24 protein-coding genes and 1 pseudogene are annotated in these 20901 nt (G+C 68.6%); 9 read left to right on the plus strand and 16 right to left on the minus strand.

The window, feature by feature from the left end; genetic code table 11:
- Nucleotides 1-26: 26 nt before the first annotated feature.
- Together BRW65_RS12205 and BRW65_RS12210 are read right to left on the minus strand one after the other, a co-directional pair.
- On the minus strand, nucleotides 27-485 hold the full coding sequence (locus BRW65_RS12205) for a nucleoside deaminase (RefSeq protein WP_073874880.1): 459 nt from the start codon (nucleotides 483-485) through the stop codon (nucleotides 27-29).
- A complete protein-coding gene (locus BRW65_RS12210) occupies nucleotides 482-1003 on the minus strand; it encodes a tRNA adenosine deaminase-associated protein (RefSeq protein WP_067748783.1) in 522 nt (173 codons plus the stop codon). The genes BRW65_RS12205 and BRW65_RS12210 overlap by 4 nt, the downstream gene beginning before the upstream one ends.
- Before the next feature lie 146 nt (nucleotides 1004-1149).
- Between BRW65_RS12210 and BRW65_RS12215 the strand changes: the two genes are divergently transcribed.
- Complete coding sequence (locus BRW65_RS12215) at nucleotides 1150-2088, plus strand: prephenate dehydrogenase (RefSeq protein ID WP_279627672.1); 939 nt, start codon at nucleotides 1150-1152, stop codon at nucleotides 2086-2088.
- Here the strand turns inward: BRW65_RS12215 and BRW65_RS12220 are convergent.
- The 5 genes and pseudogenes from BRW65_RS12220 to BRW65_RS12240 form a co-directional block, all read right to left on the minus strand.
- Nucleotides 2051-2650: a putative glycolipid-binding domain-containing protein gene (locus BRW65_RS12220; RefSeq protein WP_139273040.1), complete on the minus strand. Its 600-nt coding sequence runs from the start codon at nucleotides 2648-2650 to the stop codon at nucleotides 2051-2053. The genes BRW65_RS12215 and BRW65_RS12220 overlap by 38 nt on opposite strands.
- The gene (locus BRW65_RS12225; RefSeq protein WP_073874882.1) at nucleotides 2651-3364 is read right to left on the minus strand and encodes an ABC transporter permease; all 714 of its coding nucleotides are present in this window, start codon (nucleotides 3362-3364) and stop codon (nucleotides 2651-2653) included.
- The gene (locus BRW65_RS12230) at nucleotides 3361-4047 is read right to left on the minus strand and encodes an ABC transporter permease (RefSeq protein ID WP_073874884.1); all 687 of its coding nucleotides are present in this window, start codon (nucleotides 4045-4047) and stop codon (nucleotides 3361-3363) included. The genes BRW65_RS12225 and BRW65_RS12230 overlap by 4 nt, the downstream gene beginning before the upstream one ends.
- Nucleotides 4005-5139 (minus strand): annotated as a pseudogene (locus BRW65_RS12235) (ABC transporter ATP-binding protein). The gene BRW65_RS12230 and the pseudogene BRW65_RS12235 overlap by 43 nt, the downstream one beginning before the upstream one ends.
- Nucleotides 5136-6083, minus strand: coding sequence for an ABC transporter substrate-binding protein (locus BRW65_RS12240; RefSeq protein WP_073874888.1), 948 nt, complete (start codon nucleotides 6081-6083; stop codon nucleotides 5136-5138). Before BRW65_RS12240 ends, BRW65_RS12235 begins: the two are co-directional and overlap by 4 nt.
- Before the next feature lie 100 nt (nucleotides 6084-6183).
- On the opposite strand from BRW65_RS12240, the gene BRW65_RS12245 reads away from it, so the two are divergent.
- The gene (locus BRW65_RS12245) at nucleotides 6184-6534 is read left to right on the plus strand and encodes a LapA family protein (protein WP_073874890.1); all 351 of its coding nucleotides are present in this window, start codon (nucleotides 6184-6186) and stop codon (nucleotides 6532-6534) included.
- Nucleotides 6535-6538: 4 nt separating this feature from the next.
- Here the strand turns inward: BRW65_RS12245 and BRW65_RS12250 are convergent, their stop codons facing one another.
- Both BRW65_RS12250 and BRW65_RS12255 read right to left on the minus strand, forming a co-directional pair.
- The gene (locus BRW65_RS12250; protein ID WP_073874892.1) at nucleotides 6539-7585 is read right to left on the minus strand and encodes a phosphotransferase family protein; all 1047 of its coding nucleotides are present in this window, start codon (nucleotides 7583-7585) and stop codon (nucleotides 6539-6541) included.
- Between the two features lie 9 nt (nucleotides 7586-7594).
- The gene (locus tag BRW65_RS12255) at nucleotides 7595-8203 is read right to left on the minus strand and encodes a histidine phosphatase family protein (protein ID WP_073874894.1); all 609 of its coding nucleotides are present in this window, start codon (nucleotides 8201-8203) and stop codon (nucleotides 7595-7597) included.
- 104 nt (nucleotides 8204-8307) lie between these two features.
- On the opposite strand from BRW65_RS12255, the gene BRW65_RS12260 reads away from it, so the two are divergent.
- The 6 genes from BRW65_RS12260 to BRW65_RS12285 all read left to right on the plus strand — a co-directional run bounded on the left by BRW65_RS12260 (nucleotide 8308) and on the right by BRW65_RS12285 (nucleotide 13789).
- Nucleotides 8308-8967: a class I SAM-dependent methyltransferase gene (locus tag BRW65_RS12260; protein ID WP_073874896.1), complete on the plus strand. Its 660-nt coding sequence runs from the start codon at nucleotides 8308-8310 to the stop codon at nucleotides 8965-8967.
- A gap of 62 nt (nucleotides 8968-9029) precedes the next feature.
- Nucleotides 9030-10088 carry a phosphotransferase family protein gene (locus BRW65_RS12265; RefSeq protein WP_073874898.1) on the plus strand — a complete coding sequence of 353 codons (1059 nt, stop codon included), beginning with the start codon at nucleotides 9030-9032 and terminating at the stop codon, nucleotides 10086-10088.
- A gap of 1 nt (nucleotide 10089) precedes the next feature.
- Complete coding sequence (locus tag BRW65_RS12270; protein WP_073875079.1) at nucleotides 10090-10854, plus strand: SDR family NAD(P)-dependent oxidoreductase; 765 nt, start codon at nucleotides 10090-10092, stop codon at nucleotides 10852-10854.
- 57 nt (nucleotides 10855-10911) lie between these two features.
- Entirely contained in the window at nucleotides 10912-12219 is a 1308-nt protein-coding gene (locus BRW65_RS12275; protein ID WP_073874900.1) for an acyl-CoA dehydrogenase family protein, read from the plus strand.
- Nucleotides 12216-12824: a TetR/AcrR family transcriptional regulator gene (locus tag BRW65_RS12280; RefSeq protein WP_073874902.1), complete on the plus strand. Its 609-nt coding sequence runs from the start codon at nucleotides 12216-12218 to the stop codon at nucleotides 12822-12824. The genes BRW65_RS12275 and BRW65_RS12280 overlap by 4 nt, the downstream gene beginning before the upstream one ends.
- Entirely contained in the window at nucleotides 12824-13789 is a 966-nt protein-coding gene (locus BRW65_RS12285) for an NADPH:quinone oxidoreductase family protein (protein WP_073874904.1), read from the plus strand. Before BRW65_RS12280 ends, BRW65_RS12285 begins: the two co-directional genes overlap by 1 nt.
- Nucleotides 13790-13858: 69 nt before the next feature.
- On the opposite strand, the gene BRW65_RS12290 is transcribed toward BRW65_RS12285, so the two are convergent.
- On the minus strand, nucleotides 13859-15739 hold the full coding sequence (locus BRW65_RS12290) for an alkyl/aryl-sulfatase (RefSeq protein WP_073874906.1): 1881 nt from the start codon (nucleotides 15737-15739) through the stop codon (nucleotides 13859-13861).
- A gap of 135 nt (nucleotides 15740-15874) precedes the next feature.
- Here BRW65_RS12290 and BRW65_RS12295 point away from each other — a divergent pair, with 135 nt between their 5' ends.
- Nucleotides 15875-16342 carry a lipoprotein LpqH gene (locus BRW65_RS12295; protein WP_073874908.1) on the plus strand — a complete coding sequence of 156 codons (468 nt, stop codon included), beginning with the start codon at nucleotides 15875-15877 and terminating at the stop codon, nucleotides 16340-16342.
- Between the two features lie 9 nt (nucleotides 16343-16351).
- Here the strand turns inward: BRW65_RS12295 and BRW65_RS12300 are convergent, their stop codons facing one another.
- The 6 genes from BRW65_RS12300 to BRW65_RS12325 form a co-directional block, all read right to left on the minus strand.
- Nucleotides 16352-17845 (minus strand): sensor histidine kinase, encoded by a 1494-nt coding sequence (locus tag BRW65_RS12300; RefSeq protein ID WP_208611802.1) that lies wholly within the window; start codon nucleotides 17843-17845, stop codon nucleotides 16352-16354.
- A gap of 154 nt (nucleotides 17846-17999) precedes the next feature.
- Nucleotides 18000-18704 carry a response regulator transcription factor gene (locus tag BRW65_RS12310; protein WP_073874910.1) on the minus strand — a complete coding sequence of 235 codons (705 nt, stop codon included), beginning with the start codon at nucleotides 18702-18704 and terminating at the stop codon, nucleotides 18000-18002.
- A gap of 152 nt (nucleotides 18705-18856) precedes the next feature.
- Nucleotides 18857-19012 (minus strand): DUF6131 family protein, encoded by a 156-nt coding sequence (locus tag BRW65_RS31275; protein WP_139273044.1) that lies wholly within the window; start codon nucleotides 19010-19012, stop codon nucleotides 18857-18859.
- Nucleotides 19013-19033: 21 nt separating this feature from the next.
- Nucleotides 19034-19273, minus strand: coding sequence for a hypothetical protein (locus BRW65_RS12315; protein WP_073874911.1), 240 nt, complete (start codon nucleotides 19271-19273; stop codon nucleotides 19034-19036).
- 100 nt (nucleotides 19274-19373) lie between these two features.
- Entirely contained in the window at nucleotides 19374-19784 is a 411-nt protein-coding gene (locus BRW65_RS12320; protein ID WP_073874913.1) for an MmcQ/YjbR family DNA-binding protein, read from the minus strand.
- A 61-nt stretch (nucleotides 19785-19845) separates the two neighbouring features.
- Nucleotides 19846-20787, minus strand: a complete 942-nt coding sequence (locus BRW65_RS12325; RefSeq protein WP_073874915.1) for a class I SAM-dependent methyltransferase — start codon at nucleotides 20785-20787, stop codon at nucleotides 19846-19848.
- Between the last annotated feature and the right edge of the window lie 114 nt (nucleotides 20788-20901).

Raw genomic sequence — 20901 nt, forward strand, 5'->3', positions numbered from 1 at the left:
GAGCAGCTTACCGAACCGTCGGCCCCTTACCCCAATCGCTGGCGGCCGAAGAAGGCCTCCAGCGGTGCGGCGCACTCCTCGGCCAGTACGCCGCCGCGTACTTCCGGCCGATGGTTGAGCCGTCGATCGCGGACCACGTCCCACAGCGATCCGACCGCGCCCGTCTTTGGTTCCCACGCACCGAAGACCAGCCGGCCGATGCGGGCCAGCACCAGGGCGCCGGCGCACATGGTGCACGGTTCGACGGTGACGGCCAGCGTGGCGCCCTCCAGCCGCCAGCCGTCGCCGAGCGCGCCAGCCGCCGCGCGCAGCGCCAAGATCTCGGCATGCGCCGTGGGGTCGCCAAGGGCTTCCCGGGCATTGACCGCACGGGCCAGTTCGGTTCCGTCGGCACCGACGACCACCGCGCCGATGGGCACGTCGCGGGGCCCCGCCGTCGCGGCGACCGCCAACGCGCCACGGATCAGGTCCTCGTCAGAAATCACCGACCGATGCGGTCGATCACGGCCGACAACTGGTCGGCGAAACCCATCTCCCGGGCGATGCGGCCCAGCTGCTCGTCCGCGTACAGGTCGGCCTCGTCGAGGATGACGCCCAGCACTGCCTCCGGCAGCCCGATGTCGGACAGCAACCCCAGGTCGCCCTCCTCGAACGGGTCGGAATCCTCCAGATCCTCAGGGTCGATGTCGGCGTCCAGCTTGTCGAGCACTTCGGCGGCGATGTCGTAGTCCAATGCGGCGGTGGCGTCCGACAGCAGCAGCCGCGTCCCCGACGGCGCGGGGCGCACGATCACGAAGAACTCGTCATCCACGTCGAGGAGCCCGAACACGGCGCCGGCGCTGCGCAACTCGCGCAGCTCCGTCTCGGCGGCCTTGAGGCTCATCAGGGATTTACGGGCCATCGGAGAACACCGCCACTGGCCCTCTTCGCGCACGACCGCTACGCCGAAGCCGTCCGGCGTGTCGGCGGACAGGCCTTGGGCTGGGGCCCGTTGTGCTCCCATGGCCGCTTACGGTAGTCGCAGACCAGGCCCCCTGACCAGACGGAGCGCGACGAACCCGGGGCGCGGCGACATCTGGCCGCACCGCCGCCGCCGGATTGTGCCAACCTTGGTCTGTGGCTAGCCCCGTTTCCCAAACACCGGTCTGCGTGCTCGGGCTGGGGCTGATCGGGGGCTCGATCATGCGGGCCGCCACGGCGGCGGGCCGGGACGTGTTCGGCTACAACCGGTCGGTGGAGGGCGCAAAGGCCGCCGCCGCCGACGGTTTCGACGCCACCACCGATCTCACCGCGACGCTGACCCGCGCCGCGCACACCGGCGCGCTGATCGTCCTGGCGGTGCCGATGCCGGCGATGGCCGGCATGCTCGCCCATATCGGCGAACTGGCGCCGGCCTGCCCGTTGACCGACGTCACCAGCGTCAAACGGGCGGTGCTCGACGAGGTCGTCGCCGCCGGTCTGCAGGAACGATTCGTCGGGGGCCACCCGATGGCGGGCACCGCCCACTCGGGTTGGGCCGCCGGCCACCCCGGCCTGTTCACCAGGGCGCCCTGGGTGGTCAGCGTGGACGACCACGTCGACCCCGGGGTGTGGTCGATGGTGGTGACGCTGGCGCTGGACTGCGGCGCGGTGGTGGTGCCGGCCAAGTCCGACGACCACGACGCCGCGGCGGCCGCCATCTCGCACCTGCCCCACCTGCTCGCCGAGGCGCTGGCCGTCATCGCCGGGGAGGTGCCCCTGGCGTTCGCGCTGGCCGCAGGGTCGTTCCGGGACGGGACGCGAGTGGCGGCGACCGCCCCTGACCTGGTACGGGCTATGTGCGAGGGCAACTCCGACCAGCTGATACCCGCGGCCGACCGGGTCATCGAGCTCCTGGGCCGGGCCCGCGAGTCGCTGGTCGCGAACAATAACGTGGCCGAACTCGTCGAGGCCGGCCACGCCGCCCGGACACGTTATGACAGCTTCCCGCGTTCGGACATCTTCCACGTCGTCATCGGCGCCGAGGGCTGGCGCGAGGAATTGGCCGCCGCCGGCCGGGCGGGCGGGGTGATCAGATCCGCTCTGCCAAGCCTGGATAGTCGACGATGAAGCCCTCTTCGTCGACGCTGACGACGGTGTCGGCGACCGGCGAGCGCAGCTTGATGCCTTCGAGGCCGCCGGAGCTGCTGTAGCTGACCACGTCCGGCGTGATGGACATGTCGGGCAGGTTGACGTAGACCACCGGCAACGTCACCGAGTCCGCCTGTTCGTGCAAGCTGCGCCGCCGGATGGGTAACGCGTTGAAGAACGGGCTGAACACCACGTCGCAGTCGAGCGCGCCGTTGTACGCCGCGCGGTGCTCGCCCTGGTGGTCGGTGACCAGCCACATGTTCTCTTCGTCACGGGCGACGGACAACACCCGTTCGCGTTCGGCCAGCGTGACCGTCATGCCGAGGCGTTTGGTGGCGCCGGTCTCGTCGGTCTGCAAGTCGTAGTACGCGCCGAACGCCGGGTTGGTTTCGGTAGCGGCCGCGACGATGCGGCCGTTGGCCTTGATCCTCTTGCCGGACACCTGGATTCGTACCGATTCCATCCGCGATACGTCCTGTGCACGCCAAGTGAGCATCGCCTGCCACACGCGCCGAGTCGAATCAGAGGAATCTGCGTTCACTCACCTACCGTAAATCGTGCCCGCGAAGCGCGAGGGAAGTGTCCGATAAGTGTGGCGCAGTCGACCGGTGCCCGGCACCGAGATCCACACCGCTAACGCCAGCAGCCCGTCGAGCGCGAGCGCCAAGGCGGCCACCATCAACGCGCCGACCAGGGCTAGGTGGAACTCGCGCTCCTTGATCCCGTCGATGAGGTAGCGGCCCAGGCCGCCGAGGCTGGCGTAGGCCGCGACCGTCGCGGTGGCGACCACCTGCAGCGTCGCATTGCGCAACCCGCCCAGGATCAAGGGCAGCGCGTTGCGCGCCTCCACCCTCAGCACCTGAGCCTCCGTCATACCCATCGCGCGCGCGGCGTCCACCACGGTCGGCTCGACGTTGGCGATGCCCGCATAGGTGCCGGCCAGCAGCGCCGGCACACCCAGCAGCATCAGGGCGACCAGAGGCGGCCCGATGCCCAGCCCGAAGAGCAGCGTGCCGAGCAAGAGCACGCCCAGCGTAGGCAGTGCGCGCAGCCCGTTGACCGCGCCCACCACCAGCAGCGTGCCGCGTCCGGTGTGCCCGATGATGAGCCCGACCGGGACGGCGATCAGGGCCGAGGCGCCGACCGCAACGGCCGTGTACTCCAGATGCTCGAGGATGCGCGCCGCGAGCCCGACCGGGCCGGTCCAGTTATCGGCGGTCAACAGAAAGGAGACGGCCCGCGCCACGAAGTTCATCGCGCGCCCCCCACGATCGGGGCGACCACCGACCGCCGGCGCGACGCCCGCCCGGCGCGTTCCCAGGGCGTGATCAGCCGGCCCGCCACCATGATCAGCGCGTCGATGACGATCGCCAGCACGAAGAGCGCGATGATGCCGGCCAGGATCTGGTCGCTTTTGTTGGTCTGATAGCCCTCGGTGAACCACGTGCCCAGGCCGCCGATGCCGATCACCGAGCCCACCGAGACCATCGCGATGTTGGTGACCACCACCACCCGTAAACCGGCCACCAGAACCGGAATCGACAGCGGCAGTTCAACTTTCAGAATGCGGCTGAGCGGCGGGTAGCCCACGGCGGTGGCGGCGTCGCGCACCTGGGCCGGCACCGCGTCGAGCGCTTCGAGGACGGCCCGCACCAGCAGCGCCGCGGTGTAGGCGGTCAGTGCGACCATCACGTTGGCCTCGTCGAGGATGCGGGTGCCGATGATCATCGGCAAGACCACGAACAGAGCCAGCGACGGGATGGTGAACACGACGCTCGCGGTCGCCGTCGTCAGCCGGCGCGCCGCCGGCGCACGCTGCACCGCGGCGCCCAGCGGGACGGCGATCGCCAATCCGATCAGCACCGGCACCAACGACAGCCGTAGATGGACCACGGTCAGCACCCAAGCGTCGTCGAGGTGGGTGAGCAGGTAGTGCATGGGTCACCCCCGCCGCCGGGCGTCCGCGGCGGCCAGCACGTCGCCGGCCAGCACACCGCCGATGACCCTGCCGCCGTCGTCCACGGCGACGCCCACCCCGGACGGCGACGACAGCGCCGCGTCCAGTGCGTGGCTGAGATTCCCGCCGGGACGAAACAGCGAGCCGACGGCGCTCATGCTCTCCGGCAGCGGCTCGCCGGACCGGTGCCGGCGCAGGCCGTCGGTGTCGATCCAGCCCATCGGTGTGTGCGCGCCGTCTACCACCACGGCCCAACCGTCGGCGAGAGTCTCGGGGAGATCGGCCGCGGGGACGCACTGCACGCCGTGCAGCGGCAGGCCGGCCGCGTCGATGAGTTGCAACCAGCGATAGCCGCGGCCGAGGCCGATGAACCTCGCCACGAAATCGTTGGCCGGCCGCGACAGCAGCCGTGCGGGTTCGTCGTACTGCTGCAGCGTGCCGGCCCGGAAGACGGCGACCTGGTCGGCGAGCTTGAGCGCCTCGTCGATGTCGTGGGTGACGAACACGATGGTCTTACGCAATTCGCTTTGCAGACGCAGGATTTCGTTCTGCAGGTCGACGCGCACCACCGGGTCGACCGCCGAGAACGGCTCGTCCATCAACAAGATGGGTGGGTCGGCGGCCAGTGCGCGCGCCACGCCCACGCGTTGTTGCTCGCCGCCGGACAGCTGCGCGGGGTATCGGGTGGCGAGCTTGGTGTCCAGCCCGACGCGTTCGAGCACCCCGTAGGCGGCGTCGCGGGCGGCCCGCCGGGACTGCCCCTTCAGCACCGGAACCGTCGCGACGTTGTCGATCACCCGCAGGTGCGGCATCAGCCCGGCGTGCTGCATGACATAGCCGATTCCGAGGCGCAACCGCACCGGGTCGACCGTCGAAACGTCCACCCCGTCGACGGTGATGGTGCCCGACGTCGGCTCGATCATGCGGTTGACCATGCGCAGCGCGGTGGTCTTGCCGCTGCCCGACGAACCGACGAAGACGGTCAGCTTCCCGGTGGGGATCTCCAGACTGAGCCCGTCCACCGCGGTGGTTCCGTCGGGGAAGGCCTTGCTGACGTCGTCGAAGGCGATCATTGGCCCACGGGATGGCTGAAGCCGTTGTCCCGCAACCAATTCCGTGCGGCCTGGTCGGGGTCGATGCCGGAGTTTCCCGCCACCGCGGCGTTGAGCCCGGCCACCCCAGTGGTGGTCAGCTTCGCCGACACCGCGTCCAGCACCTGCTTGAGCCGGTCCGACTTCTTCTGGGAATTGACCAGCGGCACAATGTTGCCGGCCATGAAGTTCTGCTCCGGATCCTCGAGCACCACCAGATGGTTCTGCGGGATTGCGGGGGACGTGGTGAAGACATTGGCGGCGTTGACCCTTCCCTCCACGAGGGCGCGCACCGTCACCGCGCCGCCACCGTCGTTGATGGCGACGAAATTACCGGGCCTGATGTCGAGCCCGTATTTCTGCCGCAGCCCCGGCAGGCCGGCCGGACGGTTGGCGAACGCAGAGGGCGCCGCGAACCTCACGTCCGCCGAATGTGCCGCCAGGTCGGCGATTGTCTTCAGCTTCCACGACTTAGCGGTCCCGTCGGTCACGGTCACGGTGTCGGTGTCGGCGGCCGGCGACGGGGTGAGGATAGCCAGGTCACCGGGAAGTTTGCGGTCGAGCTCTAACTCGACGGCATCGAGCATGGTCGCGGTCGACTCCGGCTCGAAGTAGAGCAGCAGGTTGCCGATGTACTCCGGCACCAAGTCGATGGAATGGTCTTTGAGCGCGGGGATATACGTCTCCCGGCTGCCGATCCCCATCCGGCGGCCGACCTCAAAGCCGTTGGCCTGCAACGCTTGTGCGTATATTTCGGCGATGATGTGCGATTCCGGGAAGTCGCCGGAGCCCACCACGATGGATTTCGGGCTGCCGACCTCGGCACCCAGCGGGTCGGAGCTGCTGCACGCCGCAAGCACACCGATCGCCGTGAGGAACGCCGCCACTTGGACGATCGCGCGGTGCGCGCGCGACGGCAACCTCATACCGCCGACAGTAACGTCAGAACCCGCCGTGCGCCGAGACCAAGCGGGGCGGTTGGGCTGCCTGGTTTCATTCTGTGCCGGATCGGACAAAGATGGCCTTATGAGCAGCCCTGACCCTGCCTCGCCCAGCCAGCCGCCCGTCAAGCCCGCCGCGGCGCCCACGTCCCCCGCGGCACCCAAGGAACCGGCCATCGGGTTCACCCGCGCCGGCGCGCTGTGGTCGTCCCTGATCGCCGGGTTCCTGATCCTGATCCTTTTGCTGATCTTCATCACCCAGAACACGACGTCGACGCCGTTCCAGTTCTTGGGCTGGCATTGGAGCCTGCCGCTGGGGGTGGCGATTTTGCTCGCCGCCGTGGTCGGCGGCCTGATCACCGTGGCCGTCGGCACCGCGCGCATCCTGCAGCTGCGCCGGGCCGCCAAGAAGCACCACGCCGCCGCGTCGCGATAGGGGGCTAACCGGGGAGCTTGGCCAGCTCCGCCAGCCCCCGCGAAATCAGCGGCGCGACGACCTCCGGCATGTTGTCGGAGTCCACCCCGCGCGCCTGATCCGACATCCGCCTGCGGAAGTCGATCCCGGCGGCGATGATGGCGAGCTTGAAGTAGGCCAGCGCCATGTAGAACTCCCAATGCGCCAGCGGCAGACCGGCGACCAGCGAATAGCGATCGGCCAGCTCGTCGGCCGTCGGCAGCAGGGGTGACGTCCAGGCGGCCTGCGCGTTGACGATCAGGTCGAGCGCGGGGTCGCGGTACACGCACATCAGGGCCGCGTCGGAGAGCGGGTCCCCGAGGGTGGACAGCTCCCAGTCGACGACGGCACGCACCTTCGTCGGGTCGTCGGCGTCCAGGATCGTGTTGTCGATCCGGTAGTCGCCGTGCACGATCGACGTCCGGCTCTGCTGCGGGATGGCGTCCTGCAGACCGGAATGCAGGCGCTCGACGTCGGCGTCGCGGCGGTCGTCGGGCAGCCGCACCAGTGCCCATTGCGAACCCCACCGCCGCACCTGACGCTCCAGGTAGCCGTCGGGCTTGCCGAAGTCGGCCAAGCCCACGGCCGCGGGGTCGACGGAGTGCAGGTCGACGAGGACCCGGATCAGCGAGTCGACGCAGCCCTCGATCACGGTGTGGCTCAACGCTTCCAGCTGGGCGCGGCGGCGCACCACCTGGCCGGCGACGAATTCGACGATTTGGAAGGGCGCCCCCAGCACCGACTCGTCCTGGCACAGCGCGATTGCGCGCGCCACCGGAACCGGCGTGTCCCGCAGCGCCGCGACGACCCGGTACTCGCGGGCCATGTCATGCGCCGACGGAGTCAGCCCGTGCAGCGGCGGGCGCCGCACCAGCCAGCTGGTCGCGTCGTCGTAGACGCGGAACGTCAGATTCGAGCGGCCACCGGAGATGAAATCCGCGCGCAATTCCCCGTCACGTCCGACGCCCAGCGAACGCAGGTAGGAGTCCAGCGAGGCCAGGTCGAGCCCCTCGAGTTGGTCAGCTGAAGTCACCGGACTTGTTTACCACCTCTGATTTCGCGGCAGCAGGTCCCACACGTGCTCGACGCCGTTGACCCCCGCGACCGTCGCCTGACCGGATCGCGAGAACAGCAGCCGGGTGACCGACGCGTAGTCGACGGGGAACGACAACAGCCGGGAGGTGCCCAGGATCTGGTGCAGCAGCACGTTGATCACCCCGCCATGGCTGAACACCGCGACGGTGGCCTCGGGGTCGACCGAGGCGACGAGGTCGTCGACCGCCGCGCGCACCCGGGCGAGGAACGCGTCCTCGTCGACCGCGCTGGGCAGGTGCCCCTGCGCCAGGCGCGCCCACTCCTCGGGCATCTCCTCCCTGATCTGCTCGACGGGGATGTACAGCGGAAGGTCGCGGTCGTATTCGGCGAATCGATCGTCGATCTCGACGGTCAGCTCGCGCGCCGCCGCGACCGGCTCGGCGGTCTGGATGGCGCGGCGCTGCGGGCTGCTCACCACGCGAGAAATGGGAAACCTGTCCAGCGCCTTGGGCAGTCGCTCGATCTGCGCCAATCCCTCGTCCGACAGGTCCGGGTCGGAGCCCTCGCCGTGTTCGCTGCGCAGCGGCAGCGCATGCCGGACCAGAAGCAATTGCATGTGTGTGTTCCCGTCTGTGGTTCGGCGCGACGTTTTCATTCAAAGCATCCATCCCCGCCGCCGCAAAATGGGGGGTGAGGGAAGGCGGATACCGAGGAGGACTAATGAGCGAGCCGAGTATGGATTGGGACGCCGCGTACCGGCAGGAAACACCGCCGCCGTGGAGCATCGGCGGGCCGCAACCCGAGCTTGCGGCGCTGATCGCCGAAGGCACGATTCGCAGCGACGTGCTGGACGCCGGCTGCGGCCACGCCGCCCTGTCGCTGGCCCTGGCCGAGCGCGGCTACACCGTCGTCGGGCTGGACACCAGCGCCACCGCGATCGAGGCCGCTTCGGTGGCGGCCGCGGAACGCGGGCTGACGACGGCGACCTTCGCGCAGGCCGACGTCACGAACTTCCGCGGCTATGACGGTCGCTTCTCCACCATCCTGGACAGCGGGCTGATGCACGCGCTGCGGCCGGAGAAGCGCCAGGATTACCTGCGGTCCATCTTCCGGGCGGCCGCCCCGGGGGCGGCGCTGTACATCCTGGCCTTCGCCGCGGGCGCGCTGGGCGACGCCCATGGGGGCGCGCCGCGCGGCTTTGCCGAGGACGAATTGCGTGACGCCGTCTCGACGCTGTGGCGGGTCGATGACCTGCGCCCGGCGCAGGTCTACGGCAACGCGCCCGAGTCCTCCGACGGCCCGTTGGCACACCTGGATCGCGACGACGAAGGGCACTTCCTGGCCCCCGGATTTCTGCTCACCGCTCACAAACCGGACTGAGCCGAAAGGCCGGCGCGCGGACCGGAGAATGCTATTCTCCGCGCAGAGAGCGGGGCGTGCCGATGACGACGATGGATCGGTCCGGGCTGGACCCAGGCGTGCTTGCGCGCTGGCTGGATGCGAACGGCGCCCCGGGGAACGGTGAAGAACCCCGGTTGGAGCAGCTCAAGGGCGGTTCGCAGAACACGCTGTACCTGCTCGAGCGCGGTGGCGAGCGGATGGTGTTGCGGATGCCCGGCGCCCGCGCCGACGCAGCGCGCATCGATGGCTTGCTGCGCGAGATCCGCTTGGTTGGGGCGCTCTCGGGGACCGACGTCCCGCATGCGGCGCTGATCGCCGCCGACGACACCGGCTCCGTGCTGGGCATGCCGTTCTACGTCATGCAGGCCATCGACGGGTGGAGCCCGATGGACGGCGGGTGGCCGCCGCCGTTCGACACCGACCTGACGACTCGGCGCGGGCTGGCGTTTGAGCTCGTCGAGGGTGCGGCCAAACTGGGCCGGGTGGACTGGCGAGCCCAGGGCCTCGACGGCTTCGGCCGGCCGGACGGATTCCACGAGCGACAGGTCGACCGCTGGCTGACCTTCCTCGACGCCTACAAGGTGCGCGACCTCCCGGGCCTCGACGAGGCCGCCGACTGGCTGCGAAGCAACCGGCCCGCGCACTACCGGCCGGGCATCATGCACGGCGATTACCAGTTCGCCAACGTGATGTTCGCGCACGGGGCGCCGGCGCGACTGGCCGCGATCGTCGACTGGGAGATGACGACGGTCGGCGACCCGCTGCTGGACCTGGCGTGGTGCCTGCTGAGCTACGACGGCGAAGAGCCGCGCGCCGACGGGTTCTATCTGGACATGGCGGGCATGCCCAGCCGTAGCGAGTTGCTGGCGCACTACGAGGCGATCAGCGGGCTGTCCACGGAAAACATCGACTACTACCTGGTGCTGGCCAACTGGAAACTCGGCATCGTGCTGGAAAAGACCTACGCAAGCGGGGTACGCATGGGGGCCGGAAAAGGAGGGGCCGACCCCAAGATCCAAGACGCCTTCGGGGCGATGATCCCGCAGCTGATCGCCACGGCGGCCGAACTCGCGCGGTCACTGCCTCCCGGTGGGCGCTGAAATGGGTTACGCCGACCGGCTTTTCGATCTCACCGACCAGGTCGTGCTGGTCACCGGCGGCAGCCGCGGGCTGGGTCGCGAGATGGCCTTCGCGGCGGCCCGCTGCGGCGCCGATGTGGTGATCGCCAGCCGCAACATGGACAACTGCGTGGCCACGGCCACGCAAATCGAGGCCGAAACCGGCCGCTCGGCCCTCCCGTATCAGGTGCACGTCGGTCGCTGGGACCAGCTCGACGGATTGGTCGAGGCTACCTACGACCGATTCGGCAAGGTCGATGTCCTGATCAACAACGCCGGCATGTCACCGCTGTACGACAAGCTGACCGACGTCACGGAGAAACTGTTCGACGCGGTGCTCAGCCTGAATCTCAAGGGCCCGTTCCGGTTGGCGGCCCTGGTGGGCGAGCGGATGGTGGCGGCCGGCCGGGGATCGATCATCAACGTGAGCACAGCCGGCTCATTGCGCCCGACGCCCGACATCATCCCCTACGCCGCCGCCAAGGCCGGGCTCAACGCCATGACCGAGGCGCTGGCGAAAGCGTTCGGGCCGTCGGTGCGGGTCAACACGCTGATGGCCGGACCGTTCCTCACCGACGTGAGCAAGGCGTGGAACCTCGACGCGGCCCCCGGCAAGCCGTTCGCACACCTGGCGCTGCAGCGCGCCGGTGACCCCGCCGAAATCATCGGCGCTGCACTGTTTCTGGCGTCGGACGCCGCCAGCTTCACCACCGGCTCCATCGTGCGCGCCGACGGTGGAATTCCCTAACGCGACGGGTCGGCGCCGCTTGACGGATCACCGCCGATGAAAGAGTAGGAGATTCGAATGTCTTGGGATTTTTCCACCGAACCGGAATTTCAGGAGAAAATCGACTGGGTCCGCGAGTTCGTCCACCAAGAGGTGGAGCCCCTCGAGGTGCTGTTCCCCGGTTGCGAGTTCCTGCCGCTCAACGACGAGCGCCGCCGCATCGTCGATCCGCTCAAGCAGCAGGTCCGCGACCGCGGCCTGTGGGCACCTCATTTGGGCCCCGAGCTGGGCGGGCAGGGATTCGGCGCGGTGAAGCTGACCTTGATCAACGAGATCCTGGGCCGCAGCCCATGGGCGCCGATCGTGTTCGGCACGCAGGCGCCCGACACCGGCAACGCCGAGATCATCGCCCGCTTCGGCACCCAGGAGCAAAAGGACCGCTACCTGGCGGGGCTGTTGTCCGGCGAGATCTTCTCGTGCTTCTCGATGACCGAGCCCCAGGGCGGAGCCGATCCGCGCGTCTTCCGGACGCGCGCGTTCCGCGACGGTGACGACTGGGTGATCACCGGGCGAAAGTACTTCTCCTCCAACGCCTCCGTCGCCTCCTTCTTCATCGTCGTCGCGATCACCGACCCGGACGTGCCGGTCCATCGCGGCGCCTCGACGTTCCTGGTGCCCGCCGATACCGAAGGCCTCACCATCGAAGCCACCCATCACCTGGTCGGCGCGCTGCCGCACGAGCCCGGGCACTCGCTGGTCCATTACGAGGGCGTCCGAGTGCCGGCGGACGCGATGCTGGGCGAACCCGGCCAGGGGTTCATGATCCTGCAGACCCGGCTGGCCGGGGGGCGGCTGCATCACGCGATGCGCTCGATCGGGGTGGCCCAACGGGCGGTGGATATGATGGCCCGGCGCGCGAAAAGCCGCTTCACACAAGGCAGTTCGCTGGCAGATAAGCAACTGGTGCAGGCGTTCATCGCCGACTCGTACACCGAGCTGATGCCGTTCCGGCTCGCGGTGCTGCACGCGGCATGGCTCATCGACACCGCCGGGGAGCATGCGGCCCGCGCAGAGATCGGCGCCTGCAAGATCCTGGCCTCCCAGGTGCTCAAGTCCATCGGTTTGCGCGCGATCCAAGTGCACGGCGCACTCGGCACCACCGATCAACTGCCGCTGGTCAACGTGCTGCTCGCCGGCGTGGCACTGGGCCTGGCCGACGGACCGACCGAAGCCCACAAGGTCAACCTGGCCCGGCTGCTACTCAAGGGATACGAGGCCGAGGATGCCGAGTGGCCGAGCGAACTGCTTGCCATCCGCCGGGAGGCCGCGCGCACCAAGTACGGCGACCTGATCGATCGGGTTCCGGCGCTGCCCGATTCGCCATGAGCAGCCGGGTGACGGCGGCCGTCGAACGGGCGCTCGACGAGCGCCAGCGGGAGGCGACCGAAGAGGTGGAGCGGATCCTGGCCGCCGCCGTCCGCGTCATGGAACGGGTTGCGCCCGAACCGCCGCGGGTGAGCGACATCGTCGCCGAGGCCGGCTCGTCGAACAAGGCGTTCTACCGCTATTTCGCCGGCAAGGACGACCTCATCCTGGCCGTCATGGAGCGCGGAGTCGCCATCGTCGTGTCCTACCTCGAGCACCAGATGGCCAAGGAGCGCGAGCCCCGCGACCAGGTCGCCCGCTGGATCGAGGGCACGCTCGCGCAGGTGGCCGACCCGCACCTGATCAGCATGAGCCGGGCGGCCGCCGGCCAGATGTCGGCCGGCGCGCATTGGCGCGCGGCGGATCAGGAGATGATGCGGCCGTTGCGGGATCTCCTCGTCGAACCCGTTGCCGCGCTGGGCAGCACGGATGTCGAGCGCGATGTCGAGGCCGTGTTCAGCTGCACCGCCGCGACGATGCGCCGCTACCTGGGATCTGCCGACCGGCCCGGGTCGGCGGACATCGCCCACCTGGTGGAGTTCTGTCTGCGCGGTCTGGGGGTTTGATGCGCGCCGTCGTCTGTCGTTCCTACGGCACTCCGGAAGATCTGGTTCTCGAGGACGTCGACGAGCCCGTGCCCGGACCCGGGCAGCTGCTGGTGCGGGTGCACGCCGCGGCGGTCAACTTTCCCGATGTCCTGTTCATCGCCGGCAAGTACCAGGTCAAGATTCCGCCACCGTTCATCCCGGGCAACGAGGTCGCCGGCGAGGTGATCGCCGTCGGTCCGGGCGCGCGATTCGAGCCGGGACAGCGGGTGTCCGGCACCACCTTCGGGGCGTTCGCCGAGCAGGCGCTGCTGGACGCGAGCCAGGCGGTGCCGATGCCCGACGACGTCGACTTCGGGTCGGCCGCCGCCTTCGGGGTGACGTACCGCACCGCCTACCACGCGCTGCGCTCGACGGCCGCAGTGACGGAAGGGGATTGGGTCGTCGTGCTGGGCGCCGCGGGCGGCGTCGGGCTGGCCGCGGTCGACCTGGCCGTCGCCATGAAGGCGCGGGTGCTGGCAGCGGCGTCCAGCCCCGAGAAGCTCGAGTTGTGCCGACAACGCGGCGCCGAGGCGACCGTCGACTACGACCGGGAGGACCTCAAGTCGCGCATCCGCGAGTTGACCGGCGACAGCGCCCGGACGGTCCTCGACCCCGTCGGCGGGCCGTACGCGGAACCCGCGCTGCGCGGGCTGGCACGCGGCGGCACCTTCGTCACCCTGGGCTACGCCGCGGGAACCATCCCGGCGATTCCGCTCAACCTCGTTCTGCTCAAGGACATCTGCGTGCGCGGCATGGAGATCCGGACCTTCGCGACCGACCACCCCGACGACTCCGCCCGCGACCTGCGGGAGCTCTCGGAGATGTTCGCCGCCGGCACGATCCGGCCGTACATCGGCGCCCGGTTCCCGCTGGCCGAAACGGCGGCGGCGCTGCGGCATGTGGCCGACCGAAAGGTGTTGGGCAAGGTCGTCATCGACATCTGACATTGGCGCCGAGATTGCCGCCACGGTCGGCGAATCCCGCCCGACGACAACCCTCGCGGCAATCTCGCGTCACGGCGTGACGATGTCGAAGCCCGGGTCGGGCTGATCGAGCACACCGAGGAGGGCCTGCAGCGCCGCCTGGTTGCCGGATATCTGCAAACCGGGCGAGGAGAAGTCCCCCAGCGCAGCGGAGAGGAGCCGAGACTTGCTGTCCAGCTGGACCGTGACCGATGCCGTCGCCGGCTCGGCCGCCACCTTCCGGTAGACCAGCACCCCGTTGCGCAGGGTGAGCCGGTAGTTGGCGGCGAGATCGGCGAAGGCGATGTCGATGGCGAGGTCGAGATCCCAGCTGCGCGGGCCGTCGACCCGGCTGGCGAGGCTGTCGAAGATCTGCTCGGGCGTCAGCTGGGAGAGCATGGTCGGCGAGGCGACCTGCGCGGCGGTGCCGAAGTTCCCGCCACGCAATTCCGTTGCGCCACTGAGGAAGAAATTGCGCCACGTCGCGTTCTCGGCCCCATAGGCCAGCTGCTCGAGCGTGTCCGCGTACAGGGTGCGGGCGCCCCCGTGCGCGCTGTCGGTGAAGATGGCGTGATCCAGCAGCGTTGCGGCCCAACGGAAATCACCCGAGTCAAAGGCCTCTTGGGCCAGCCCGACGACACGGTCGATCCCGCCCATCGCCTCGACGTAGCGCGGCGCGAGGGCTTCCGGGGGATGCGGCCATAACCGCGCGGGGTTGCCGTCGAACCAGCCCATGTAGCGCTGATAGACGGCCTTCACGTTGTGGCTGACCGACCCGTAGTAGCCGTGGGTGTGCCACGCACGCTCGAGCGCCGGCGGCATCCGGAACATCTCCGCGATCTCGATCCCGGTGTAGCCCTGGTTGAGCAATCGCAGCGTCTGGTCGTGCAGGTAGGCGTACATGTCGCGCTGCAGCGACAGGAAGCCGACGATGTTCTCCCGTCCCCAGGTCGGCCAGTGGTGGGAGGCGAACACCACGTCGGCGCGGTCGGCGAAGGTGTCGATCGCCTCGGTGAGGTAGCCGGCCCACGCGTGCGGGTCGCGCACCAGGGCGCCGCGCAGGGTCAGCAGGTTGTGCAGATTGTGGGTGGCGTTCTCGGCCATGCACAACGCGCGAAACTGTGGGAAGTAGAAGTGCATCTCGGCGGGCGCCTCGGTGCCGGGCGCCATCTGGAATTCGATCTCGACCCCGTCGATGGTGTGCTTCTCACCGGTCTCGCGGATGTCGACGGTCGGCACGATGATCGCCACCTCACCGGTCGACGGGGCCTGACCCAGGCCGCAGCCCACTTGGTCGTGGGGTCCGCGGGGCAGCATGCTGCCGTACATGTACGTCGCCCGCCGCGTCATGGCCGGGCCGGCGTACACGTTTTCCTGGACCGCATGCTCGACGAAGCCGTCCGGCGCCAACACGGCCACGGCGCCGGCGTCAACGTCCGCCTGCGAGGTGACGCCGAGCACGCCACCGAAGTGGTCGACGTGGCTGTGGGTGTAGATCACTGCGACGACGGGCCGGTCGCCCCCGCGGTGGGTGCGATACAGCCCCAGCGCGGCCGCAGCGACCTCCGTGGACACCAGCGGGTCGATGACGATGATCCCGGTGTCGGTCTCGACGAACGTGACGTTGGAGATGTCGAGGCCACGAACCTGGTAAATCCCCGGAACCACTTCGTAAAGGCCCTGTTTGGCGGCCAGCGTCGACTGTCGCCACAGGCTGGGGTGCACTGATGTCGGCGCGGGACCGCCGAGGAAGGCATACGCGTCGTTGTCCCACACCACGCGGCCGTCGGCGGCCTTGATGACGCACGGGGACAGGGCGGCGATGAATCCGCGATCGGCGTTGTGAAAGTCCGTGTCGTCGTCGAATGGCAGCGCGTGTGCGCGATGCGCCGCCTCGATGGCTTCGGTGGGGGGTTTGCGTTGCACCGGCAATACATTGCCACCGATGCGGCCCCCAACGGCCGGAGAATTTTTGATCAATCTTGGCCTACACCGCCCGGCAAACACGCATACTGCCTTGACGGCCCTCAACGACGAGGGCCGCAACGATCGGGTGAAGGAGAACAGGTGAAGCGTGGACTGACTGTTGCGGCGACAGGAGCGGCAATTCTGGCCGCCGCACTATCGGGATGTTCGGGCAACAAGTCGGGTGGCGTTTCGACGTCAGTGCCGGGAGGCTCGGTGTCGGCCGGCGGCAACAACTCGACGAAGGTCATCATCGACGGCAAAGACCAGAACGTCCAAGGCACCACAATTTGCACCAAGGCCGGCGGTGACATCTCGATCGCGGTCGGTGGCAACACCACCGGCATCAGCGTCGTGCTCGCCGACGCCAACCCGCTCACCGTGAAGGCGGTCCAACTCGGCAACGTCAACGGTGTGACCCTGCAGTACGCGCAGGGCGGTCAGGGCAACGCGTCGGTGTCCAAGGACGGCAACACCTACAAGGTCACCGGTACGGCCACCGGCATCGACATGGCCAACCCGATGCAGCCGGTGAACAAGCCATTCGAAATCGACGCGACTTGCTCCTGAGTCGATGAGTTAAGACGTGCGCGCGGGCGGTTGCCACCCGTTGAGTGGCAACCGCACCGTGAAGTCGGTATGGCCGGGTGAGCTGTCCACGGTGATCGTGCCGTTGTGCGCCTTGACCACCGCGGACACGATCGCCAGCCCCAGCCCGGTGCTGCCGCCCTTGCGGGACCGTGAGGTGTCGCCGCGGGCGAATCGCTCGAACACTTCGGATTGAAGCGGCGCCGGGATCCCGGGGCCGTTGTCGATGACCTGCAGCACGGTGTGGGCCGGCTCGGTGCTCAACCGTGTGGTCACCACTGTGCCCGCGCCGGTGTGCAGGCGGGCGTTGGCGAGCAGGTTGGCCAGCACCTGGTGCAGACGGGCCGCGTCGCCCGTGACGATCACGGGTTCCTCGGGCAGGTCGAGTTCCCACTGGTGGTCCGGCCCGGCGACATGCGCGTCGTTGACGGCGTCGACGGCCACCCGCGACAGATCGACCGGTTCGCGCTCCAGCGGCCGGCCGGAGTCCAGCCGGGCCAGCAGCAGCAGGTCCTCCACCAGGCGCGTCATCCGTTCAGTCTCCGAGGCCACCCGGCTCATCGCGTGCGCCACCGCTTCCCGGTCGTCGCCCATGCGCTGGGTGAGTTCGGTGTAACCGCGGATCGCGGCAAGGGGCGTGCGCAGTTCGTGACTGGCGTCGGCGACGAACTGGCGCACGCGGGTCTCACTGGCCTGCCGGGCCGACAGCGCGGCCGCGATGTGGTCGAGCATCCGGTTAAGAGCCGAGCCCAGCTGGCCCACCTCGGTGGAGGGGTTCGCGTCGGATTCGCGCACCCGGAGCGGCAGCTCGACCTCACCGCGATCCAGCGGTAGGTCGGCCACCCTGCTGGCGGTCTGCGCGACGCGGCGCAGCGGCGCCAGCGCGCGCCGGATGATGATGACCCCGGCGATCGTCGCGGCGGCCAGCGCGACCGCGGTGACGATCGCGAAAATGACCAGCATCCTGATCAGGGTGGCGTCGACGTTGGCCATCGAGAGGCCTGTGACGATGGTGTCGCCGCCGTTGCGGCTCGGGGCGGCCACCACCCGATACCGGCCGAGCCCGTCCAGGTCCAGGGTGACCGGCGCCCGGCTGCCCGCGATCTGCTCCAGCTGCGCCTGGGCGGCCGGGGTCAGCGCGGCCCGGGTGCCGCTGCTGGTCAGGTATCCGGCGTCGACGGTTTTGCCATGGTTGACCACCGCGGCCACCATGCCCGCCGGCTGACCGGGGGCGTCCAGGAACCGCGGGCCCGGGCCGGGCCGGGGATAGTACGAGTGCTCGCGCCGCGGGCGGTTCGGCTCGGGGTACATCAGCGCCGAGCGGAAGGAGGTGCCGGCGAGTTGCCCGTCGAGTTGCTTCACCAGATGGTGATTGAGCGCCAGCTCGGTCACCGCGGTGATGCCGACGCACACGATGGCCAACACGACGATCTGCCCGACCAACAGCCGCAGCCGCAGCGACCAGGCCCGCCGCGCGCTGGCCAACGGTCGCGACCCGCAGCGCCCGGCTTCGCCGCGCTCGCGATCGCTCCCGGCCAACGGTCGCGACCCGCAGCGCCCGGCTTCGCCGCGCTCGCGATCGCTCCCGGCCAACGGTCGCGACCCGCAGCGCCCGGCTTCGCCGCGCTCGCGATCGCTCCTAGCGCGCCGGCTTGAGGACATAACCCGCGCCACGCAGCGTGTGGATCATGGGGTCGCGGCCGCTGTCGATCTTCTTACGCAGATAAGAGATGTAGAGCTCGACGATGTTGGACCGGCCGCCGAAGTCGTAGCTCCACACCCGGTCGAGGATTTGGGCCTTGCTCAGCACCCGCTTGGAGTTGCGCATCATGAACCGCAACAACTCGAACTCGGTGGAGGTCAACGAGATCGGCTCGCCGCCGCGGGTGACCTCGTGACTGTCCTCATCCAGGACCAGATCGCCGACGACGAGTTGCGCGCCGCTGTCCAGCGTCGTCACCCCGGTGCGCCGCAGCAGGGCCCGCAGGCGCAGCACCACCTCTTCGATGCTGAACGGTTTGGTGACATAGTCATCGCCGCCGGCCGTCAACCCCGCGATGCGATCCTCCACGGCATCCTTGGCCGTCAACAGCAGCACCGGCAGCTGGGGGTTCTCCTCGCGCAACTTGTGCAGGACGTCGAGCCCGCTCATATCGGGAAGCATCACATCGAGGACGACGACGTCCGGACGCTGGGCCCGGGCGGTGGCGATGGCCGACGCCCCGTCGCTGGCCGTCGCGATGTTCCAGCCCTCGTAGCGCAGCGCCATGGCCACCATCTCGGCCAGGACCGACTCGTCGTCCACGACCAACACATTGATCGGATTGCCATCGGCTCGACACATGACGACCCGCTCGACGGAGGCTCGGGGCTGAGTCACACGTTCCAGTATGCGCACCGCGCTGAGCCGCCGCTATGGCCTAGCTTTGCGTGCCCTGTGAAACGGATCGCGCGACTGCCGAGCAGTCGCGCGATCCCGTTTTCCCGGCGAGGTGGCTAATACCAATAGCGCCGGCCGGCGACCGGGCGGCCAACGGAGCCCAAGATCCACAACACGGCGCCGATAACGAGTAGCACCACGCCAAGAGTGGTGAGGATCGGTACGTGCAAGACATACCCCAATACGAGCAGGACAATCCCGAGGATGACCATGTCGACTCCTTTTAGTGAGCGTTAGAGACTAATTGCTGGCATTGAACTCGGCTGCGGCAAATGACAATCCGTGACTTTCGGGTTGACGCCAAAGTAGTTCAGTGGTCCAGCGATGACAGTCACCGCAACGGTGCCCGCCGAGGCGCATGTTGTGTTGTCATTTTTGAAGTAATCACGTTGCCACGCCGCAATGACCCCGATTACCAACCACACCAAAGCGATCGAACTGATAATTCCGCTGCCACGCATGGTGACCTCCAATGTGGTCGAGAAAAATTTCTCGTGGACGATAGTTACCCATTCGACTTGTGTCTAAACATTTGCCAGCGGTGAATTGGGCACTGCCCCAGCGAAGCCGGGCTTAGGTGCGGTCGGCGAGCCACGCGGCGGCCCGCCTCCTCGATGCCCGGGACAGCCACGCATCTTGGATCAACTCGGCGAGTTCCGTCCTGGTGATTTCAGCCAGTCGGCTGGCGCGCACCAGCACTGACGGATGGCCGTCGAAATGTTCGGTGGTGAAGAACGGTGAATCGGGATCCTGGGTCAGCGCCAACTTGTCGCTCTCCGACTCCACCCAGAGCATGATCACGTCGGCATAGCGCTCGCCGGTGTCCGGATCGGTCGCGTCGGGCTGCGGCGTCCGGAAGAACACGAACGACTTGCCGCCCACCTGATAGATGGCATTGCCCTTCGGCCCCTCCAGGCGCTGGACATGCGGCATCGATCCGGCGATCTCGTGCACATCGCTCACTCGCGCGGGTCGATCAGCCACACCGGCGAGCGTAGCGGCTTTGCGGGCGTGGGCGATTCAGCTGTCGAGGGGCGTTTACACCCTAGCCGCGCCGCTGCGCGGAAACGTAGAGAGTCGGCGGCATCGTGGCCTCGGCATCCTCCGGAATGCTGCGACCATAGCGGGCCATCAACTCGGCGAACGTCGCGGTGGTGACCTCCCAACCGTGCTCGCGCAGCCACCCGTCGACCGGGGTGCGCTCTTCGGCGTACCAGAGGTCGTCGAAATCGGTGATCTCGGAGTCGACCAGCTTGGCGGCCGCGGCCCGCATGCGCTGCATATCCTCCCGCTGGCGCCGCACGATCTCGGGATCGGTGAACCCGGCGGCCGGCACGTTCGAGGCCACCCAACTGCCGTCCGCGCTGAGCGAATGGATCCGCTCGAACAACATGTCCTGTGCCTGCGCCGGCAGGTACCGCACCAGGCCCTCGGCCGACCACGCCGCCGGCTTCGACGGGTCAAAGCCCGCCTCCTGCAGCGCCTTCGGCCAGTCCTGGCGCAGATCGATCGGCACGTTGATCAGCCGCGCCTTCGGCTCGGCGCCGTGCTCGTGCAGCGTGTTGGACTTGAATTCGAGGACCTTAGGCTGGTCCAGCTCGTAGACGACCGTGCCGTCGGGCCAGGGTAGCCGCCAGGTGCGGGCGTCCAGGCCGGCGGCCAAGATCACCACCTGCCGCACGCCGGAGTCAGCCGCGCCCAGGAAGAACTCGTCGAAAAACGCTGTCCGCGTGGCCATGAAGTCGATCATCAGCTGGATCCGCGAGCGCACGTCCGGCTCCAGTTCAACGGCCTTGGCCAACAGCTTGGGATCGGCGTAGATGCTCCACATGCCTTCGCCAGCCGCGTCCACGAACACGCGGGCGAACGGGTCGTTGATGAGCGGGTCGGCACTCTCGGTCTCGGCGGCCCGCGCCGCGGCGACGCCCAGCGCGGTGGCTCCCACGCTTTGGGTGATGTCCCAGGAATCGTTGTCGGTACGCGGCATCGCCAGATCCTTCCGAGGGCGAGTCAGTTAGTTGTGCACACTATTGTTCCAGGCTCCGCCGCGCGAAGCCGCTTCCAAACGGTCGCCTAGGCTTTTTCCCAGACGCCCCACAGG

This window comes from Mycobacterium paraffinicum, assembly GCF_001907675.1.
Lineage (GTDB): Bacteria > Actinomycetota > Actinomycetes > Mycobacteriales > Mycobacteriaceae > Mycobacterium > Mycobacterium paraffinicum_A.